This is a genomic window from Amycolatopsis albispora, from assembly GCF_003312875.1.
GTDB lineage: Bacteria > Actinomycetota > Actinomycetes > Mycobacteriales > Pseudonocardiaceae > Amycolatopsis > Amycolatopsis albispora.
The window spans coordinates 5,378,150-5,395,209 of the sequence record NZ_CP015163.1 but is presented as its reverse complement, the minus strand read 5'-3'; the positions used below and the strand labels follow the sequence as shown (position 1 = coordinate 5,395,209).

Genomic DNA, 17,060 nt, shown 5'->3' with positions numbered 1-17,060 from the left:
TTGATGTCTGTCATTACGTCGCGCAAGCGGCCATCCGTGTGTCGCCGGATCCGCGTTCTTTCGACTTCTGGTCGACACGGGTGCGGCAGTTTCGCGGTGGTACCGGGGTTTTGCGAGGAGGACACATGGGTTTCGACGTGCTGCCGTGTTACGTGGTCTGCGACTTTTCCCGCTCGATGACCGACCACCTGGCGGCGGTGGACGCCGGTTTGCGGGAGTTCCGCGGCACGGCGCACGCGGACCGGGCCGTCGCCGCCAGGGTTCGCGTTTGCGTGATCGGCTTCGCGGACGAGCCGCGGGTGCTGCGGCCGTTGTGCCCGGCGATCGAGCTGACCGGGGTGGCCGGGCCGGTGCTGGATGGTGGCAGCGATTTCGGGGCGGTCTTCGCGTTCCTGCGTGACACCATCGACGGCGACGCGCGCGAGTTGCTGGCGCGCGGGCTGCGGTTGTGCCGTCCGCTGGTCTTCTTCATCTCGGACGGGCGGCCTGCCGACCCGGGCTGGCCGTCGGCGTTCGCGGACCTGACCGACCCGGCGCGGGGCACGCACCCGGAGGTGGTCGCCTTCGGTGTCGGCGCGGCCGACGCGGTCACGCTCGGGCGGATCGGCACGTCGCGGCTGTTCCTCGGCCGGGACGGGGTGCGCGTGGGTGCCGCGCTGACCGCGTCGGTGGTCCGGGCGTCGCAGGGGGCGATCCACGACATGTCCACTTCTGGTCCACTCGCCTCCCGCACGCTTCCCGGCGTACCGGAGAAGGCAGGGGAGGCGAGTCGATGAACACGCACGGGGAGCTGGTCCGCGAACTGAGGTCGCTGCGGAAGGGGCGGGGGGTGCACGCCGGCCGGATCGGTGACCGGATCGGGCCGAACCTGCGCCTGATGTGCGGTATCACCGGTGACGACGGGCCGGTGACCATCCGGGAGAAGCTGGTGTGCCGCCTGTCGGACCTGGCTGAGCAGCTGCCGGACGACCTGCGGGTGTCGACCGTGGCCGCGTTCGGCCTCACCCCCGAGGTGCGGTTGCCGCTCTACCAGGACCGGATCCGCTGGGCGGCGACCAGAATCGACCGCGACGCGCGCACGGTCCGCCGTCGCGTGGATGACGCCATCGATCAGCTGGCGGAACTGGTCGCCACCATTCCGAGCGCACCGGCGGGCGCTTGGCGCACGGTGGAGCTGCACGTGGTGGTGACGCTGGACAGCGCGTACCCGGAAGTCCTGGAGCACCACCGGATCCTGGTCGACCAGGACGGGCTGCACGAGGTCGAGCTGGCGTCCCCGCTGGCGGTGGGGCACGAGGTCGATGTGCTCTACGGCGGGACGCTGCTGCCGAACCGGCTGGCGCTCGCCCTGCCGGAGCCGCTGCCCGCGGGCAGCACGCACGATTTCGCGGTGCGGTTCCGGCTGCCGCGCCGGGAGGCGCTGGGTTCGTATGTGGTGCAGGAGCCGTGTGATCTGTTCGACCTGCGCGTGCGCTTCGGCCGGGACCAGCGGCCACCCCACGTCTGGACCCTGCGCGACGTGCGACAGCACACCGGTCCGGAGCGCGGCAGCCCGCAACCAGTGGACCGCGCCGGGGATGTCCACCTACGCTTCCGGCGCCTACTCCCCGGCCTGCGCTACGGCGCCCGCTGGGATCCGGCCCACGGGAGCAACGAAGGAATGCCCACCGCCAGCTGAGCCGTGGGACCCACTTGCGGCTCGGGCACACAATTGCGCTCGTCCTTGTTCGGCGACGCACTCAACACCAGGCGATTTGCCGGTGGAGTGCGCGCCTAGTGGGTCGTCTGAGCCTATTTGGACGGTCTTTGGACCAACGATCCGCCGAGTTCGAATCCGGGGTGGCGGGGTTCTGCGCTGACCAGCGATGGAGTGCCCCCGGCAGGATTCGAACCTGCGACACCCGCTTTAGGAGAGCGGTGCTCTATCCCCTGAGCTACGAGGGCGGGGACGTGCGCCCTCAGCCTACCCGGCCCGGGAGCGCGACCGCAGGCCAGGGGAAAGATCAGGGATTGATCACGACGCGTCATAGAACCGCCCGCTCGCCGTCACCGTATTGCCGGTGGTCGCCGGGCGGGTGTGGCTCGCTTCGAAACCGACGCTACCCCTAGGTAACCTTCGGCGATGGGAAGCGGGGACCCCGCGTCCCCCGGCAGCCGGAGGCGTCCGTTGATCAAGGTGATGTTTGCCGACGACGAGGAACTGGTCCGCTCGGGCCTGCGCGCGATGCTGTCCGGGGCACCGGACATCGAGATCGTCGGCGAGGCCAGCGACGGCAGATCAGCCGTCGAGACCGCGCGCCGCTTTCACCCGGACGTGGTCCTCCTCGACATCAAGATGCGCGCCGCCGACGACGGCATCCGCGCGCTCAGGGCCATCCAGGCCTTCCCCGAACCACCCACCGTCGCCATGCTGACCACCTTCGACATCGACGAGTACGTCAGCCTCGCCCTGCGGCTCGGCGCCAACGGCTTCCTGCTCAAGGACATCGACCCCGCCGCCCTGCTCAGGGCCATCCGCGACCTCGCGCGCGGCGGCGCCGTACTCGACCCCGGCGTCGCCGCGCGGATGGTGAACGCCCACCGCGACGAGCAGCGCGCCGCGCAACCCGCGCGCAAGCTGCTGGCCTCGCTGTCCGAACGGGAACGCGAGGTCGTCGGCCTGATCGGGCAGGGCCTTTCGAACGCCGAAATCGGCGGCAGGCTGCACCTGTCCGAAGCCACCGTCAAGGGTTACGTCAGCGCCGTGCTGTCCAAGATCGGCGCGGCCAACCGGGTGCAGGCGGCGCTGCTCGCCTACCGCGGCGGCCTGATCGACTGAACCCATGCTCATCGCGCTGGAGATGATCGGGCTGGTCGCGTTCGCCGGCTCCGGCGCACTGGCAGCGGTGCAGGCCAGGCTCGATCTCTTCGGCGTCGTCGTGGTGGGCCTGACCACCGCGCTCGGCGGCGGCATCATCCGCGACGTGCTGCTCGGCATCACCCCGCCGACCACCCTGCGCACCTGGCCCTACCTGGCCGTTTCCGCCGCGACCGCGCTGCTGGTCTTCCTGTTCCACCCGCAGGTCGCGCGGCTGCGGCGGGCGGTGCTGCTGGCCGACGCGCTCGGGCTCGGCGTGTTCGCCACCGCGGGCACCTCGACCGCGCTGCACGCCGGGGCACCGGTCTACACCGCCTGCCTCATTGGCATGACCACCGGTATCGGTGGTGGTGCCGTGCGTGACCTCCTGCTCCGCGAGATCCCGCTGGTGCTGCGCAAGGAGATCTACGCGGTGGCCGCGCTGGCGGGCTGCGTGCTGGTCGGTGTCGGCCACCTGCTGCGGCTCCCGCCGGGGCTGGTCACCACGGTCGCCGCGGTAACCACCGTCACGATCCGGGTGCTGGCGCTGTGGCGCCGCTGGAACGCCCCGGTCGCGAAGGGCACCCCGCCGAGTTCATTCACCTGATTCTGCGCGTGCTCTTAGGACTGTCTCAGACCAGCGGGTAAGACTGTGCCCATGCGCATTCTCGTTGTCGACGACGACCGGGCGGTCCGCGAGTCGCTTCGCCGCTCCCTGGAGTTCAACGGCTACCAGGTCGAACTGGCCAGCGACGGCGCGATGGCCCTCGAGTCGATCATCGCCAACCGGCCCGACGCGATGGTGCTCGACGTGATGATGCCCCGCCTCGACGGCCTCGAGGTGGCCAGACGGCTCCGCAGTACCGGCGACGACCTGCCGATCCTCGTGCTCACCGCCCGCGACACCGTCTCCGACCGGGTGTCCGGGCTGGACGCCGGCGCCGACGACTACCTGCCGAAACCGTTCGCGCTGGAGGAGCTGCTCGCGCGCCTGCGTGCCCTGCTCCGCCGCGCCAGCCCCGACGCGCAGCCCGGCCAGCAGGCCGAGACGCTGTCCTTCGCCGACCTCACCCTGGACCCGGGCACCCGCGAGGTCCGCCGCGGCGACCGCGAGATCAGCCTGACCCGGACCGAGTTCGCGCTGATGGAGCTGTTCCTCTCCTACCCGAAGCACGTGCTCACCCGCGGCCGCATCCTCGAGGAGGTCTGGGGCTACGACTTCCCGACCTCGGGCAACGCGCTCGAGGTCTACGTCGGCTACCTGCGGCGCAAGACCGAGGCTGGCGGCGAGCCCCGGCTCATCCACACCGTGCGCGGGGTCGGCTACGTGCTTCGCGAGACCCCGCCGTGAGCGCAGGCGTGCAAACGGTCGTGGTCGGGGAGGACCCCACCCCCGGCTCGGGCCGTCGCCGCATGTCGCTGGGCTTCCGCGTCACCATGCTCGCCGCGGTCTGCGTGGCGGGCGCGGTGGCGCTGGCGTCGTTCGGCGCCTACTTCACCGTGCGTGACAACCTGTACAGCCAGATCGACGAGAGCCTGAGCGCACGCGCCAGCACCGTGCTCAACGACCGCGACGTGGTGCGCACCGGTGGCGCCGAGATCCCCAGCTACATCTTCAAGCTCGCCGACGTGCAGTTCGACGTCATCTACGCCAACGGCGAGAGCGCGCTGCGTGACCAGATCACCGAGCGTCCCCCGATCGGGGTGCAGGAACGCCAGGTCGCAGCCAGGACCACCGGCCAGTCGATCCGCACCGACGGCCGGACCGATTCGCGCGTGCTCGCGGTGCCGTACGAGGTCGCCGGCGGCACCCCGCTCGCGTTGATCATCGCCCAGCCGCTGGAAGGCACCAAGCGCACGCTCAACGAGCTGTCCGTGGTGCTCCTGCTGATCGGCGGCGCGGGCATCATCGTCGCCGCGCTGGCGGGCACCGTGGTGGCCCGCGGTGGGCTCCGGCCGGTCGAACGGCTCACCCAGGCCACCGAACGGGTGGCGAAAACGGGTGACCTCACGCCCATCCCGGTCAGCGGCGACGACGAGCTGGCCAGGCTGACGCACAGCTTCAACACCATGCTCGGCACGGTCGCCGAGTCGCAGGAACGGCAACGGCAGCTGGTCGCCGACGCCGGCCACGAGCTGCGCACCCCGCTGACCTCGTTGCGCACGAACCTCGAACTGCTGCTCGCGGCGAACCGGGCGGGCGCGCCCAAGCTCGCCGACTCCGACCGGGCGGACATCGAAGCCGACATCGGCGCCCAGCTCGACGAGCTGACCCAGCTGATCGGTGACCTGGTCGAGCTGGCCAGGGCCGACGAGCCGCGTGCCCAGTTCGAGCGCGTGGAGCTGGTCGAGGTGGTCGAGCGCGCGCTGGACCGCGCCCGGCGCCGCGCCGGCGACATCGAGTTCGACGTGGACCTGCGGCCGTGGGTGCTCAGCGGCGACTCCAGCGCGCTCGAGCGGGCGGTGATGAACCTGCTGGACAACGCGGTGAAGTTCTCGCCGCCGGACGGGCACGTGCGGCTGCGGCTGTACCCGCTCGGTGACGGCACGGCGGTGGTCGAGGTTGCCGACTCCGGCCCGGGCATCGCCGAGGAGGACCTGCCGAAGGTGTTCGATCGGTTCTACCGTTCGTCGGAGGCACGCACCCTGCCCGGCTCCGGCCTGGGCCTGGCCATCGTCAAGCAGGCCGCCGAACGGCACGGCGGCACGGTGTACGCGGGCCAGGCGCCCGGCGGTGGTGCGCTGCTGACCATCCGGCTCCCCGGGGTCCCCGGCTGACAAAATCCTGGCGATCGCCATCGGTGTTTGATCGTGTAGGATTTTGTGTAGTTGATGGGGTTCGGGATGGAGTCGACAAAGTGCTGGCGCGGCAGCGACAGGCGGTGATCCTCGAAGAGGCGCGGCGGACCGGTGCGGTCCGGGTCAGCGACCTCGTCGGCAGGCTGGGCGTATCCGACATGACGGTGCGCCGCGACCTCGACGTGCTCGCCAGCCGAGGGCTGGTCGAGAAGGTGTACGGCGGCGCCACCTCGGTGGTCGGCAAGAGCACCGACGAGCCGGGCTTCGAGGCGAAGTCCGTGCGCCAGCGCGCGCAGAAGGAGGCCATCGCCGAGATCGCCGCCGGGCTGGTCAAGCCGGGCACGGCGATCGGCATCTCGGCGGGTACCACCACCTGGACCCTGGCCAGGGCGCTGGACTCGGTGCCCGGCCTGACCATCGTGACGAACTCGATCCAGGTGGCCGACGTGCTGCGCGGGTCCAGCCAGCCCGACCGCACCGTGGTGCTCACCGGCGGGGTGCGGACCCCGTCGGATGCGCTGGTCGGCCCGGTCGCGGTGAACAGCCTGCGCTCGCTGCACCTCGACGTGGTCTTCCTCGGGGTGCACGGCATGGCCGACGGCCCCGGCTTCACCACGCCGAACCTGACCGAGAGCGAGACCGACCGGGCGCTGGTCGAGGCGGGCCGCCGGCTGGTGGTGCTCGCCGACCACACCAAGTGGGAGATCGTCGGCATCTCCACCATCGCCGACCTGGACGAGGCCGATGTCGTGGTCAGCGACGACGGCCTGTCCGAACGTGCCATCGAAATCCTCCGTGAGAAAGCTGGAGAGTTGATCATCGCGAACGTGCCGGGGGACGACGAGTGAGGCGCACGTCGCACAAGCTCGCGGACGGCCGGGAAATCATCTACTTCGACGCCGACGAGCACGCGCCGCCGCGCACCGCGGTGGACACCAGGGACCTGCCGCCGGTCGCGGCGGCCTCGGAGATCCGGCTCGACCCGCTCAGCGGGGAATGGGTGGCGATGGCGGCGCACCGCCAGACGCGCACCTACAAGCCGCCTGCCGATCTCTGCCCGTTGTGCCCGAGCAAGCCGGGGAAACCCAGCGAGATCCCGGAATCCGACTACGAGGTGGCGGTGTTCGAGAACCGCTTCCCGTCCTTCGCGCAGGCCGTCTCCGGCTCGGAATCCACAGTGGACGGACTGCCGATGGTGCCGACGGCGCCGGGCCGCGGCCGCTGCGAGGTGGTCTGCTTCACCAGCGACCACGACCGCTCGTTCGGGCAGCTGAGCCACCGCCAGGTGCGCACGGTGGTCGAGGCGTGGGCCGACCGCACCGCCGAGCTGTCCGCTTTGGACGGTGTGCGCCAGGTTTTCCCGTTCGAGAACCGGGGTGAGGAGATCGGCGTCACCCTGCACCACCCGCACGGGCAGATCTACGCCTATCCGTTCGTCACCCCGAAAACCGCGCGGATGCTGGAAGTCGCGCGTGCCTACCAGGCCGAGCACGGCAGGCACGTGCTCGGTGACGTGCTCGCCGCCGAGCGGGCGTCCGGGGTGCGCGTGGTCGCGCGCGGTGCGCACTGGACCGCCTTCGTGCCGCCCGCCGCGCGCTGGCCGGTGCAGGTGCAGGTGGTGCCGCACCGGCAGGTACCGGACATCCCCGCGCTCACCGACGCCGAACGCGACGACTTCGCGTCCGTCTACTTGGAAGTCCTCGGCCGGTGTGACGCGCTTTACAACCGGCCCTTGCCGTACGTCGCCGGGTGGCACCAGGCCCCGGTCGGGGCGGGGCGCGAGGACTGGTGGCTGCACCTCGAGCTGTTCTCCGTGCTGCGGAGCAAGGACAAGTTGAAGTACCTTGCGGGTTCGGAGTCCGGGATGGCGGTCTGGGTCAACGACACCACCCCGGAGCAGATAGCGGAGAGGCTGCGCGCCGCGCACTGAGTCGTTCTGGTCCAACCCACAGCTTCGGCTCAGGTGCCTCTCAGGACCGGAGCGCATGGTGGAGACATGACCGAGAACGACCCGCACGGCCAGGGGCCGGACGCTCAGGAGAAGCCGGAAAACTCCGCTGGGAACGAGTACACCGCGCCGAATCCGTGGTCGGCGCAGGGTGCGCACTCGGAGCAGCCCCAGCACAACCCGTACGCGACGCCCGGTCAGCAGTACTACCAGCAGTACCAGCCGGCCGGCACCGCCGTGTACCCGCAGCAGCACCCCGGGCAGGGCCAGCAGCGCGGCCAGGGCGCGGGCAAGCTCGTCGCCGGCGTGGCCGTGCTGGCGCTGCTCGTCGGTGGCGGCGCGGGCGCGGTCGGCGGGTACCTGGCTTCCGACGGCGCCACGCCGACGGCCAGCTCGCTCGAGGCGCCGCAGCCAGCGAGGCAGACCGGCAACGCGCCGGCCGGCTCGGTGGAAGCGGTGGCGCAGAAGGTTTCGCCGAGCGTGGTCCAGCTGCAGGTGGCCGGCCGGGGTGGCCAGGCCAACGGCGGCTCGGGTTTCGTCATCGACGGCAACGGCTACATCCTGACCAACAACCACGTGGTGGAGAACGCCGCGAACGGTGGCGGGCAGATCCAGGTGGTGTTCCAGGACGGCCGCAAGGCGCCGGCCACCGTGGTCGGCCGCGACCCCAGCTCCGACGTCGCCGTGGTGAAGGCCGAGGGCGTCAGCGGGCTGACCCCGGTCGAGCTGGGCCGCTCCGACGACCTGAAGGTGGGCCAGGGCGTGGTCGCCATCGGCTCGCCGTTCGAGCTGTCCGGCACGGTCACCTCGGGCATCGTCAGCGCGCTGCACCGGCCGGTGCGGGCGGGCGGTGACCAGGGCAGCCAGGCCACCGTGATGGACGCGGTGCAGACCGACGCGGCGATCAACCCCGGCAACTCGGGTGGTCCGCTGGCGAACATGTCCGGCCAGATCATCGGCATCAACTCGGCCATCTACAGCCCGCCGAGCAGCGGCCAGTCGCAGGGTGGCAACGTCGGCATCGGCTTCGCCATCCCGATCGACCAGGCCCGCCGCACCGCCGACGAGATCATCAAAACCGGTCAGGCCACGCAGACCTTCATCGGCGCCACGGTGACCGACGCGCCGGAGGGCGGCGCGGCGATCCGCGAGATCACCCAGGGCAGCCCCGCCGAGCAGGCCGGGCTGAAGGCGGGCGACGTGGTGACCAAGATCGACGAGCGGGTGGTGGACAGCTCGGACGCGCTGGTCGCGGCCATCCGCACGAAGGCACCCGGCGAGAAGGTGAAGCTGACGCTGGCCTCGGGCAACGTGCTCGAAGTGACCCTCGGCGGCCAGCCGGTGCCGACCAACTAAACGCTCGGTCGCCTGGCGACCGAGACCAACTCCCGGCCTGGCGGGGAACCGGTCGAGATGAACCGCGGGTGATCAGGAAGCCCCCTCCTGGTCCCCGCGGTTCTTTCGGGTCAGCACATGAACGCCGATCCCGAGCCAGACGGCGGCGAGCGTGAGGCCCAGGCCCAGCCAGGGATTGCCGTCGTGCAGGCCGGGGCTGGGCGGGGTGCCGTGGTCGCGCCACAGCAGCGGAATCGCCAGCAGGCACAGCACCCCGGTGAGCGCCCCGCCGACCAGTAGCGGCCCAGATCGGGAGAGGGCGTAACCGGCCAGCGCGACCACCGGCGCGAGCAGCAGGTCGTGCACCAGCGGGCCCGCGACCAGCCAGAGCCCGACCGAAACGTCGGCCAGCGGCACCAGCAGAGCCACGCCGTAGACCAGCGCGGCGATGCCCGGGAGAGCCAGCAGATATCTCATCGGACCTCCAGCCGCCGAACCCATTTGGTCTGCAACACACCTGGCCGGTTCGGGGCGATCACGCGACACGGGTAACCGTGGTCGGGCGCCAGCACTTCGCCGTTGAGCTGGAGCGCGAGCAGCGTCAGCGGGTCGGCGGTGTGCGTGCCCGGCAGCTCGCTCGTGGCGTACAAACCGTTGCGCTCCAGGGAAAGCACGCGCACGTCCGAGCCAGGTTCGGCACCGGCGGCCCGCAACAGGTCGGGGAACGCGACCCCGGTCCACACCGCGGATTGGCTCCAGCCCTCAACGCAGGCGATCGGCAGTTCCGCGGTGGTCTGCGGGAGCGCGACGAGGTCGGTCAGCGAGAACGACCTGGTGCCGGCGGTGGTCGCGATTTCCAGGCGCCAGCCCGGCGGGATTTCGAGCACGCCCGCCGCCGCCGCGGTCCGGTTCACGGGAACTCCTTGCGTGCCCTTGTCCGTCCGCCACGAGAGCCCGGAAACGTGGCGCAGCCAGGGAACCGTCGCGCCCGCGGTGGCGACGACCGCAACGCCCGTGACCAGCCAGGTGGACCGCAGGAAGCCCCGGCGGGACAGCCCCGGCGACGGTTTCTCCGGTTTCTCCGGTTCCTTCGGGCCGCGGATGATCGGGAGCTTGACCGCCACGTGCACCACCACCGAACCGATCGCGATCCACGCGACCGCGTAGTGCAGCGACGGGAAGTAGAAGTCCCACGGGTAGTTCTGCGCCACGTTCAGCAGGCCCGTGGTCACCTCGAAGAACGCCGCGCCGGACAGCACGAGGATCGACAGCCGTTCCAGCGCGTGCGGAATCGAGCGCACGGCGGGCCGTTCGAACAGCTTCGGGTAGACCGTCCACAGTTTCGCCAGCAGCAGCGGAATCGACGCGATCCCGGAAATCACGTGCACGCCCTGCGTGATCCGGTACAGCTGCACCGGGCGGCTCGGCCAGGTGAACCAGCCGGGCGGGTGCTGGATGAGGTGGCTGAGCAGGCCGGTGAGAAAGCACAGCAGGAAGGTGACGCCCAGCGCGGCGCCGATGCGTGAGGTCACCGCCGGGGAGTGCGCGGCGGCGCGGAAGTGGTTCATCGTCGCCTCAGTTCGGCGAACCAGCGGTGGTCGCTGATCGCGGTCCATTCGGTGCGGAAACCGGTGCGGCTGGCGAGTTCCAGCAGCACGGTCCCGTCACTGCCGAGCAGGAGGTGGACGCGGTCGAGCAGCGCCACCGGGCCACCGCCGGTGCGTGAGGTCACCGCGGGGGAGTGTGCGGCGGCGCGGAAGTGGTTCATCGTCGCCTCAGTTCGGCGAACCAGCGGTGGTCGCTGATCGCGGTCCATTCGGTGCGGAAACCGGTGCGGCTGGCGAGTTCCCCGAGCGCGTCGGCGCCCACCCATGCCCACGGGAACCACGAACCGGTGCCGATCCGGACGTCGCTCCGCCGTAGGCCGCGGCCGGGCGGGTCGAGTTCCAGCAGCACGGTCCCGTCGTGACCGAGCAGCCGGTGCACCCGGTCGAGCAGCGCCACCGGGTCACCGCCGATGCCGATGTTGCCGTCGGCGAGCAGGACATGCCGCCAGCGGCCTTCGCCGGGCAGGGGCCGGAAGAGGTCGCGGTGCAGCGCGACCGCGCCGCGGGCCCTGGTCAGGCCGACGGCCACGGCGGAATGGTCGACGCCGAGCGCGGTGATCCCGCGGGCGGTCAGCGCGGCGGTGAGGCGGCCCGGCCCGCAGCCGAGATCGACGGTCGGCCCGGTGCAGCGCCCGAGCAGCAGCTCGTCGCCCGCGCCGGGGCGTTCGCTCCAGCGTTCCGCGGGCAGCCGGACGCGTTCGCCGGTGCCGGATTCCAGCCAGCACGGCCCGCCGAGCAGGCCGGTGTCGAAGGCCGTCATGCCGCCCACCCGAGCACCGCGGTGGCGAAGCGGCCGTGCGCGCGCGAAGCCACCGCGACCGCGTCCGCCATGGTGTCCACATCGGACAGCCGGGTGGCGATGTCGATGCTGAGGCCGGACAACGCCTTCCGGGTGAGCGCGCCGGTGTCCGGCCGGGACATCGGGACTTCGGTGAGGGCCCGCGCCCGCAGCGGATCGCGCAGGCCGAGCGCCCACCAGCCGCCGTCGTCGGCCGGGCCGAGCACGACTTCCCGCTCGTCGAGCCGGGCGGCCGTGGTGGCCAGGAGGTCCGGCGTGACCTGCGGGGTGTCCATGCCGATCTGCAGCACGGGCAGACCGGGGAAGTGCGCGGCGGTGTCGGCGTGCGCGTTGGCCAGCCGTTCGCCGAAACCGTCGCCGCGCTGGGGGAGGACCGTGGTGCGCGCGAGCACTTCGGTGAGTTCGGCGCGGTTCGCGGCCGCGTGCAGGTCGCCGGTGAAGGCGACCACCGGGACCGCGCCGGGCGTGGCGAGCACGGCGTCCAGCGTGTCGAGCAGCGACGCGGCGGCGATCCCGGCGGCTTGTTCGGGGGTCGCGGGCGGGCAGAGGCGGGTTTTGGCGAAGCCGGGCACGGGTGCTTTCGCGACCACGAGCAGGGCGAACCGGTTCATCGGGCGAGCACCCGCCCCATGTCGCGGACCGCGCGCAGCGTGCCGCGCACCGAGCCGGAGACCTTCGACTTCGTGCCCTTGGTGCGTTCGCGATAACTGACTTCGAACTCGTCAATCCGCCAGCCCGCGCGCCCGGCCTTCACCAGCAGTTCCAGCGGATAACCAAAAGCGCGATCAGTGATCTCCAAAGAGAGCAGGTGCTCTCGCCGAGCCACGCGCATCGGCGCGATGTCGCTGACCGCGAGCCCGCGACGGCGCAGCAAGGCCGCAAGCAGCGCGTTGCCCGCCCTCGCGTGCCAGGGCCACGCGTTGCCGCTCGTCGGCATTCGGCGTCCGACGGCCAGGTCGGCGCCGCCCTGGACGGCGGCCACCAGCACAGGCAGCTCGCCGGGATCCAGCGAACCGTCGGCATCCAGGAAGGCGACCAGCTCCGCGTTCGCCGCCTTCAGTCCTCTGTGGACAGCAGCACCATAACCGCGCCGCGGTTCGTGGACCACCTTCGCGCCGAGATCAGCGGCGATCTCCGGCGAGCCGTCACGGGAGCCGTTGTCGACCACGATCGGGCGGTAACCGCCGGGCAGTGCGCCGAGCACCCCGGGCAGCGCGGCCGCTTCGTCGAGGCAGGGGAGTATCACGTCGACCATCACGGTGGGCACGCTAGGTCCGCCGTGGACACCGCAAAACCCTTGCTGTGCTTACCAAACTGTGACAGCGGCGAGGTTCTTACCGGCTGGTGACGAACCACCGCGAACGCTCGACGCGCCGGTGCCGTCGGGCTTACCGTGCGCTGGTGGTCGACGTCCTGCCGCGCAAATCCGTGGCGTCCCGAGGTGATCTGCTGGCCGTCGGCGTGGCCGCGGTACTGGTCGCATTGGGCACCGCGCTCGGCCTCTACTTCAACCGCCCCGGTTCGGGCGTGGTCATTTTTGCGTTCGCGCCACCGCTCTACGGCGACTGGCTGCCACGCGTCGGCCCGGGTTCGCTTTTTGCCGTCCTGATCGCCGCGGCGGTGGTGATGTGGGGTCCGGCGCTGTCCGAACGGCTTTCCTGGCGCCCGCTGCTCGCGCTCGGTTACGGCGTAGCGGTCAGCTGGACGATGGCGCTCGCGTTGATCGACGGGTTCCGCACCGGATTCTCCGGTCGGCTCGAAAGCGAGCACGAATACCTGCGTGAGGTCCCCGGCATCACCGATATCCCGGTGATGCTGCGTGAATTCACCTCCCGCATTCTCGATTTCCAGCCGGATTCGTGGACCACGCACGTGTCCGGGCATCCACCGGGCGCGACCCTGGTTTTTGTCTGGCTCGACCGGCTCGGGCTCGGTGGCGGCACCTGGGCCGCAATCGTTTGCGTCCTGGTCGGTTGCCTGTTCGTGGTGGCCGTGCCGGTGACCGTCGCGGCGCTCGGGCGACCCGAGGCGGCCCGCGCGATGCTGCCGTTCGCCGTGCTCTTCCCGGGTGCGATCTGGGTGGGAGTCTCGGCCGACGGCCTGTTCGCCGGGGTGACCGCCACCGGAATCGCGTTGCTGGCGCTGGCCCGGCAGCGGCCGTTGCTGGCCCTGCCCGCCGGGATCGTGCTCGGCTTCGGGATCTTCCTTTCGTACGGCCTGGTACTGCTCGGGCTGCTCGCCATGGCGGTGGTCCGCAGCTGGCGGACGTTCGCGCTGGCGCTGTCGGGTGCGCTGGCCGTGGTGCTGATCTTCGCGCTGGCCGGGTTCTGGTGGCTGGACGGCTACCACCTGGTGGTCGAGCGGTACTACCAGGGCATCGCCAGCGAACGGCCGTACGGCTACTGGGTGTGGGCGAACCTCGCCTGCCTGGCCATCGCGGCGGGCCCGGCGCTGGTCGCCGGGGCGCGGCGGACGATCGCCGGCCGCTGGTCCGATCCGGTGGTGCTGCTCGGGCTCGCGGCACTGCTGGCGGTCGCGTTCGCGGACCTTTCGGGGCTTTCGAAGGCCGAAACCGAGCGGATCTGGTTACCGTTCGCGGTGTGGCTGCTGCCCGCCGCGGCGCTGCTGCCCGCACCCGGCAGGCGCTGGTGGCTGGCCGCGCAGGCGGTGACCGCGCTCGTGGTGAACCATCTGGTCTTCACCTACTGGTAGGAGCTGGCATGACGCAGGAGAGCGGGCGGGTGCTCGTGGTCGACGACGACGAGACCGTGCGCGACGTGGTGCGCCGGTACCTGGAGGTCGCCGGGTTCGCCGTCGAGGTCGCGGGCACCGGCGAGGAGGGCCTGCGGGTGTTCGCCGAGCGGGCGCCCGACCTGGTGGTGCTCGACGTGATGATGCCGGGGATCAGCGGGCTGGAGGTGTGCCGCCGGCTGCGGCAGATCAGCCAGGTGCCGGTGGTGCTGCTGACCGCGCTCGGCGAGGAGGAGAACCGGATCGCCGGGCTCGAACTAGGCGCCGACGACTACGTGACCAAGCCGTTCAGCCCGCGCGAGCTGGCGCTGCGGGTGATCTCGGTGCTGCGCCGGGCGCGCCTGCCGAGCCGTCCCGCGGCACCCGCCGAGGAACTGCGTGACGGCGACCTGGTGCTGCGGACCAGCGCGCGCGACGCCACGCTCGGCGGGGTCGACCTGCCGCTGACCGCCCGCGAGTTCGACCTGCTGGCCTTCTTCCTCACCCATCCCGGCACCGCGTTCTCGCGCACCGACCTGCTGGAGAAGGTCTGGGGCTGGGACTTCGGCGACCAGTCCACGGTGACCGTCCACGTGCGACGGTTGCGCGAGAAAATCGAGCCGGAGCCAGCGAAACCCGTCCGGGTGGCCACGGTGTGGGGCGTCGGCTACCGCTACGACCCGGTGGCGTCACGATGATCGAACCCGACGAATCCTTCGGTGCCATGCTCACGCACGCGTGGCACATCCTGCCGTTCGCGTTGCTGTTCGCGTTGCCGGCGGTGGTGCTCGGCGGGCTGGTGCTGTACCGGCTGCGGCACGGTTCACTGGCGGCCACGCTGACCGTGCTGGTGCTGATCCCGCTGGTCGCCACGCTGACCGGGGTGCTCGGCGTCAGCGGGTTCATGTTCAACTCGACGCTGACCACGATGGTGTTGGTGTGCCTGCTGGTCGCGGTGGTGGTGGTGCCCTGCGCGATCGTGTTCGGCCGGGCCATCGCGCGGCGCAGCGTTTGGGAACGCGAGGCGCGGGAACGCGAGCGCGCGGCGGAGGCGTCGCGCCGTGAACTCGTCGCCTGGATCAGCCACGACCTGCGCAGCCCGCTGGCCGGCATCCGCGCGATGGCCGAGGCGCTGGCGGACGGGGTGGTCTCCGAACCCGCCGAGGTTGCCGGGTACGCGCAGCGCATCGGCGGCGAGAGCACGCGGCTGTCGGGCATGGTGGACGACCTGTTCGAGCTGTCCAGGATCACCGCGGGCGCGCTGCGGCTGACCATGTCCGCGGTGCAGCTGCGCGACGTCGTCAGCGACACCATCGCCGCGCAAACTCCGGTGGCGCACCGGAAACGCGTGCGCGTCGAGGCGCACGCCCAGGCGTCGCCGGTGGTCAGCGGCAGCGATCCGGAACTGGCGCGGATCGTGCGGAACCTGGTGTCGAACGCGATCCGGCACACCCCGCCGGACGGCACGGTCGCGGTGCAGATCGGCGTGGCCGGCTCGGAGGCGCTGATCGCCGTCGATGACGGCTGCGGTGGCATTCCCGAGGACGAGATCGGACGCGTTTTCGACGTCGCCTTCCGCGGCACCCGCGCCCGCACGCCCGAGCGTGATGGTGCGGGCGGCGGGCTCGGGCTGGCGATCGCGAAGGGCCTGGTGGAGGCGCACCGGGGGCGGATCCTCGTCCGCAACCACGGACCGGGCTGCCGGTTCGAGGTGCACCTGCCGCTGGCTTAGCCGACCTGGCTTGGGCCCACTTCGGCGACCAGCCCGTCCCGGGGTCGCATGGCCGCGAGGCTGGTGGCCCGCATGCGCTGCGGCCGCAGGCGGAGGTCGGCGCGCGCGAGCACGCGGGCCAGCATGACGGCGAGTTCGGTGGTCGCCATGGTCGCGCCGATGCACCGGTGCGGGCCGCCGCCGAACGGCAGGAACTCGTGCGGGCCCGCTTTGCCGTCGCGCCAGCGGTCCGGGCGGAAGGCGAGCGGGTCCTCCCACAGCCCGGGCAGCCGGTGTGTGACGTACGGGCTGTACAGCAGCAGGGTGCCCGGCCGGAAGCGCTTGCCGTGGAACTCGAAGCCCTCGACCACCTTTCGCGCGGAAACCACCGCGGGCGGATAGAGGCGCAGCGTTTCCTGCACGATGCCGGTGAGGAACGGCATGGCCTTGAGGCTTTCGCGATCCGGCGGCCGTTCGCCGAGCACGTCGCGGATTTCGGCGGCCGCGCGCTCGCGGGTGGCGGGGTCGCCGAGCACCGCGTACAGCGCCCAGGCCATCGCCGCGCTGGTGGTCTCGTACCCGGCGGCGATCAGCGACACTACCTGGTCGCGGACCTCCAGGTCGCTGAGTTCGCCGTCGCGCACCAGGGTGGCCAGCGCATGATCGTCCACTTCGGACTCCCCGGCGCGGGCTCTGGCGATCTCGGCGTAGATCCGCTCGTCGACGCGGGCGCGGGCGGCCATCGCCCGCCGCCACAGCGGGGTGCGCAGGCGCCGGTGCAGGTCCACCGCCTGCGGCAGGCGGTCGATCAGGTCGAGCAGCGGCTGCAGCTCGGTGCCGAAGAAGTCCGCCGCGCCGGCCAGCCGCGCGCCGAACAGCGACTGGATGGTGCTGCGCCGGATCGCGGCGCGGAACTCCTGGTAGAGGTCCAGCACCTGGCCGGGGCGCCACGCGTCGATGGTGGCGTCGGCGGTGGCCGCCATGATCCGCAGGTAGTGGTCGATCTGGCGGAGGTGCAGGGCGGGCTGCACCAGCCGCCGCCGTCGCCGGTGGTCGTCGCCGTCGCTGACGATCAGCGCGGTTGTGCCGTCCACCGGGACGAGGAGGTCGAACGCCTCACGCCAGCTGAACAGGTGGGAGTTGGCGAAGACGAACTGGTTGGCCTCGGGGCCGAGCAGGTAGGCGAACTTCGGGCCGACGCGGATCGCCGGGCCGAAGCGGGCGTGCAGGCTGAGCAGGAGTTCGCCGGGTGGGTAACGCACGGTCCGGAGCTGGGTGGTCGTCGCCGCCGTCAT

The 17,060-nt window shown here is 71.4% G+C and carries 19 protein-coding genes and 1 tRNA gene; 12 read left to right on the top strand and 8 right to left on the bottom strand.

What is annotated here, in order from left to right:
- Positions 1-125 precede the first annotated feature (125 nt).
- On the top strand, positions 126-776 hold the full coding sequence (locus A4R43_RS25360; RefSeq protein ID WP_113694591.1) for a vWA domain-containing protein: 651 nt from the start codon (positions 126-128) through the stop codon (positions 774-776).
- Entirely contained in the window at positions 773-1,678 is a 906-nt protein-coding gene (locus A4R43_RS25355) for a hypothetical protein (RefSeq protein WP_113694590.1), read from the top strand. The genes A4R43_RS25360 and A4R43_RS25355 overlap by 4 nt, the downstream gene beginning before the upstream one ends.
- Positions 1,679-1,871: 193 nt before the next feature.
- Here A4R43_RS25355 and A4R43_RS25350 read toward each other — a convergent pair.
- Positions 1,872-1,944, bottom strand: a tRNA-Arg gene (locus A4R43_RS25350).
- A 223-nt stretch (positions 1,945-2,167) separates the two neighbouring features.
- Here A4R43_RS25350 and A4R43_RS25345 point away from each other — a divergent pair.
- The 7 genes from A4R43_RS25345 to A4R43_RS25315 all read left to right on the top strand — a co-directional run bounded on the left by A4R43_RS25345 (position 2,168) and on the right by A4R43_RS25315 (position 8,939).
- Positions 2,168-2,818, top strand: coding sequence for a response regulator (locus A4R43_RS25345; RefSeq protein WP_113694589.1), 651 nt, complete (start codon positions 2,168-2,170; stop codon positions 2,816-2,818).
- Between the two features lie 4 nt (positions 2,819-2,822).
- Positions 2,823-3,443, top strand: coding sequence for a trimeric intracellular cation channel family protein (locus A4R43_RS25340; protein ID WP_113694588.1), 621 nt, complete (start codon positions 2,823-2,825; stop codon positions 3,441-3,443).
- A gap of 51 nt (positions 3,444-3,494) precedes the next feature.
- Entirely contained in the window at positions 3,495-4,187 is a 693-nt protein-coding gene (locus tag A4R43_RS25335) for a response regulator transcription factor (RefSeq protein WP_113694587.1), read from the top strand.
- A gap of 62 nt (positions 4,188-4,249) precedes the next feature.
- A complete protein-coding gene (locus A4R43_RS25330; protein WP_113694586.1) occupies positions 4,250-5,614 on the top strand; it encodes a sensor histidine kinase in 1,365 nt (454 codons plus the stop codon).
- Positions 5,615-5,694: 80 nt separating this feature from the next.
- Complete coding sequence (locus A4R43_RS25325) at positions 5,695-6,483, top strand: DeoR/GlpR family DNA-binding transcription regulator (protein WP_113694585.1); 789 nt, start codon at positions 5,695-5,697, stop codon at positions 6,481-6,483.
- Positions 6,480-7,565 carry a galactose-1-phosphate uridylyltransferase gene (gene galT / locus A4R43_RS25320; protein WP_113694584.1) on the top strand — a complete coding sequence of 362 codons (1,086 nt, stop codon included), beginning with the start codon at positions 6,480-6,482 and terminating at the stop codon, positions 7,563-7,565. Before A4R43_RS25325 ends, galT begins: the two co-directional genes overlap by 4 nt.
- A 66-nt stretch (positions 7,566-7,631) precedes the next feature.
- A complete protein-coding gene (locus A4R43_RS25315) occupies positions 7,632-8,939 on the top strand; it encodes a S1C family serine protease (protein ID WP_113694583.1) in 1,308 nt (435 codons plus the stop codon).
- Positions 8,940-9,011: 72 nt separating this feature from the next.
- Here A4R43_RS25315 and A4R43_RS25310 read toward each other — a convergent pair whose 3' ends face one another.
- From A4R43_RS25310 to A4R43_RS25285, 6 genes are read right to left on the bottom strand one after another with little or no spacing between them, the layout of a single operon-like run.
- Positions 9,012-9,395 carry a hypothetical protein gene (locus A4R43_RS25310; RefSeq protein WP_113694582.1) on the bottom strand — a complete coding sequence of 128 codons (384 nt, stop codon included), beginning with the start codon at positions 9,393-9,395 and terminating at the stop codon, positions 9,012-9,014.
- Positions 9,392-10,486, bottom strand: a complete 1,095-nt coding sequence (locus tag A4R43_RS25305) for a molybdopterin-dependent oxidoreductase (RefSeq protein ID WP_113694581.1) — start codon at positions 10,484-10,486, stop codon at positions 9,392-9,394. Before A4R43_RS25305 ends, A4R43_RS25310 begins: the two co-directional genes overlap by 4 nt.
- Positions 10,483-10,650: a hypothetical protein gene (locus A4R43_RS25300; RefSeq protein ID WP_162788596.1), complete on the bottom strand. Its 168-nt coding sequence runs from the start codon at positions 10,648-10,650 to the stop codon at positions 10,483-10,485. Before A4R43_RS25300 ends, A4R43_RS25305 begins: the two co-directional genes overlap by 4 nt.
- A gap of 32 nt (positions 10,651-10,682) precedes the next feature.
- Positions 10,683-11,285: a methyltransferase domain-containing protein gene (locus A4R43_RS25295; RefSeq protein ID WP_113697868.1), complete on the bottom strand. Its 603-nt coding sequence runs from the start codon at positions 11,283-11,285 to the stop codon at positions 10,683-10,685.
- A complete protein-coding gene (locus tag A4R43_RS25290; protein ID WP_113694579.1) occupies positions 11,282-11,935 on the bottom strand; it encodes a TIGR04282 family arsenosugar biosynthesis glycosyltransferase in 654 nt (217 codons plus the stop codon). Before A4R43_RS25290 ends, A4R43_RS25295 begins: the two co-directional genes overlap by 4 nt.
- Positions 11,932-12,579 (bottom strand): glycosyltransferase family 2 protein, encoded by a 648-nt coding sequence (locus A4R43_RS25285; RefSeq protein WP_113697867.1) that lies wholly within the window; start codon positions 12,577-12,579, stop codon positions 11,932-11,934. The genes A4R43_RS25290 and A4R43_RS25285 overlap by 4 nt, the downstream gene beginning before the upstream one ends.
- Positions 12,580-12,722: 143 nt before the next feature.
- Between A4R43_RS25285 and A4R43_RS25280 the strand changes: the two genes are divergently transcribed.
- Genes A4R43_RS25280 through A4R43_RS25270 form a run of 3 tightly spaced genes read left to right on the top strand, consistent with a single transcriptional unit; the run spans position 12,723 to position 15,786 of the window.
- Positions 12,723-14,036 carry a hypothetical protein gene (locus A4R43_RS25280; RefSeq protein WP_113697866.1) on the top strand — a complete coding sequence of 438 codons (1,314 nt, stop codon included), beginning with the start codon at positions 12,723-12,725 and terminating at the stop codon, positions 14,034-14,036.
- Positions 14,037-14,044: 8 nt separating this feature from the next.
- Positions 14,045-14,752 carry a response regulator transcription factor gene (locus tag A4R43_RS25275; protein ID WP_113694578.1) on the top strand — a complete coding sequence of 236 codons (708 nt, stop codon included), beginning with the start codon at positions 14,045-14,047 and terminating at the stop codon, positions 14,750-14,752.
- Positions 14,749-15,786: a sensor histidine kinase gene (locus A4R43_RS25270; RefSeq protein WP_113694577.1), complete on the top strand. Its 1,038-nt coding sequence runs from the start codon at positions 14,749-14,751 to the stop codon at positions 15,784-15,786. Before A4R43_RS25275 ends, A4R43_RS25270 begins: the two co-directional genes overlap by 4 nt.
- Here the strand turns inward: A4R43_RS25270 and A4R43_RS25265 are convergent.
- Positions 15,783-17,060, bottom strand: a complete 1,278-nt coding sequence (locus A4R43_RS25265; RefSeq protein WP_113694576.1) for a cytochrome P450 — start codon at positions 17,058-17,060, stop codon at positions 15,783-15,785. The genes A4R43_RS25270 and A4R43_RS25265 overlap by 4 nt on opposite strands.

What these genes read in the sequence shown, in the direction of transcription:
- A4R43_RS25360 (WP_113694591.1), top strand. Translation starts at nt 126, where the DNA reads ATGGGTTTCGACGTGCTGCCGTGTTACGTGGTCTGCGACTTTTCCCGC.
- A4R43_RS25355 (WP_113694590.1), top strand. Translation starts at nt 773, where the DNA reads ATGAACACGCACGGGGAGCTGGTCCGCGAACTGAGGTCGCTGCGGAAG.
- A4R43_RS25340 (WP_113694588.1), top strand. Translation starts at nt 2,823, where the DNA reads ATGCTCATCGCGCTGGAGATGATCGGGCTGGTCGCGTTCGCCGGCTCC.
- A4R43_RS25335 (WP_113694587.1), top strand. Translation starts at nt 3,495, where the DNA reads ATGCGCATTCTCGTTGTCGACGACGACCGGGCGGTCCGCGAGTCGCTT.
- A4R43_RS25330 (WP_113694586.1), top strand. Translation starts at nt 4,250, where the DNA reads ATGTCGCTGGGCTTCCGCGTCACCATGCTCGCCGCGGTCTGCGTGGCG.
- A4R43_RS25315 (WP_113694583.1), top strand. Translation starts at nt 7,632, where the DNA reads ATGACCGAGAACGACCCGCACGGCCAGGGGCCGGACGCTCAGGAGAAG.
- A4R43_RS25310 (WP_113694582.1), bottom strand. Translation starts at nt 9,395, where the DNA reads ATGAGATATCTGCTGGCTCTCCCGGGCATCGCCGCGCTGGTCTACGGC.
- A4R43_RS25305 (WP_113694581.1), bottom strand. Translation starts at nt 10,486, where the DNA reads ATGAACCACTTCCGCGCCGCCGCGCACTCCCCGGCGGTGACCTCACGC.
- A4R43_RS25295 (WP_113697868.1), bottom strand. Translation starts at nt 11,285, where the DNA reads ATGACGGCCTTCGACACCGGCCTGCTCGGCGGGCCGTGCTGGCTGGAA.
- A4R43_RS25290 (WP_113694579.1), bottom strand. Translation starts at nt 11,935, where the DNA reads ATGAACCGGTTCGCCCTGCTCGTGGTCGCGAAAGCACCCGTGCCCGGC.
- A4R43_RS25285 (WP_113697867.1), bottom strand. Translation starts at nt 12,579, where the DNA reads ATGGTCGACGTGATACTCCCCTGCCTCGACGAAGCGGCCGCGCTGCCC.
- A4R43_RS25275 (WP_113694578.1), top strand. Translation starts at nt 14,045, where the DNA reads ATGACGCAGGAGAGCGGGCGGGTGCTCGTGGTCGACGACGACGAGACC.
- A4R43_RS25270 (WP_113694577.1), top strand. Translation starts at nt 14,749, where the DNA reads ATGATCGAACCCGACGAATCCTTCGGTGCCATGCTCACGCACGCGTGG.
- A4R43_RS25265 (WP_113694576.1), bottom strand. Translation starts at nt 17,060, where the DNA reads ATGACGGCGGCGACGACCACCCAGCTCCGGACCGTGCGTTACCCACCC.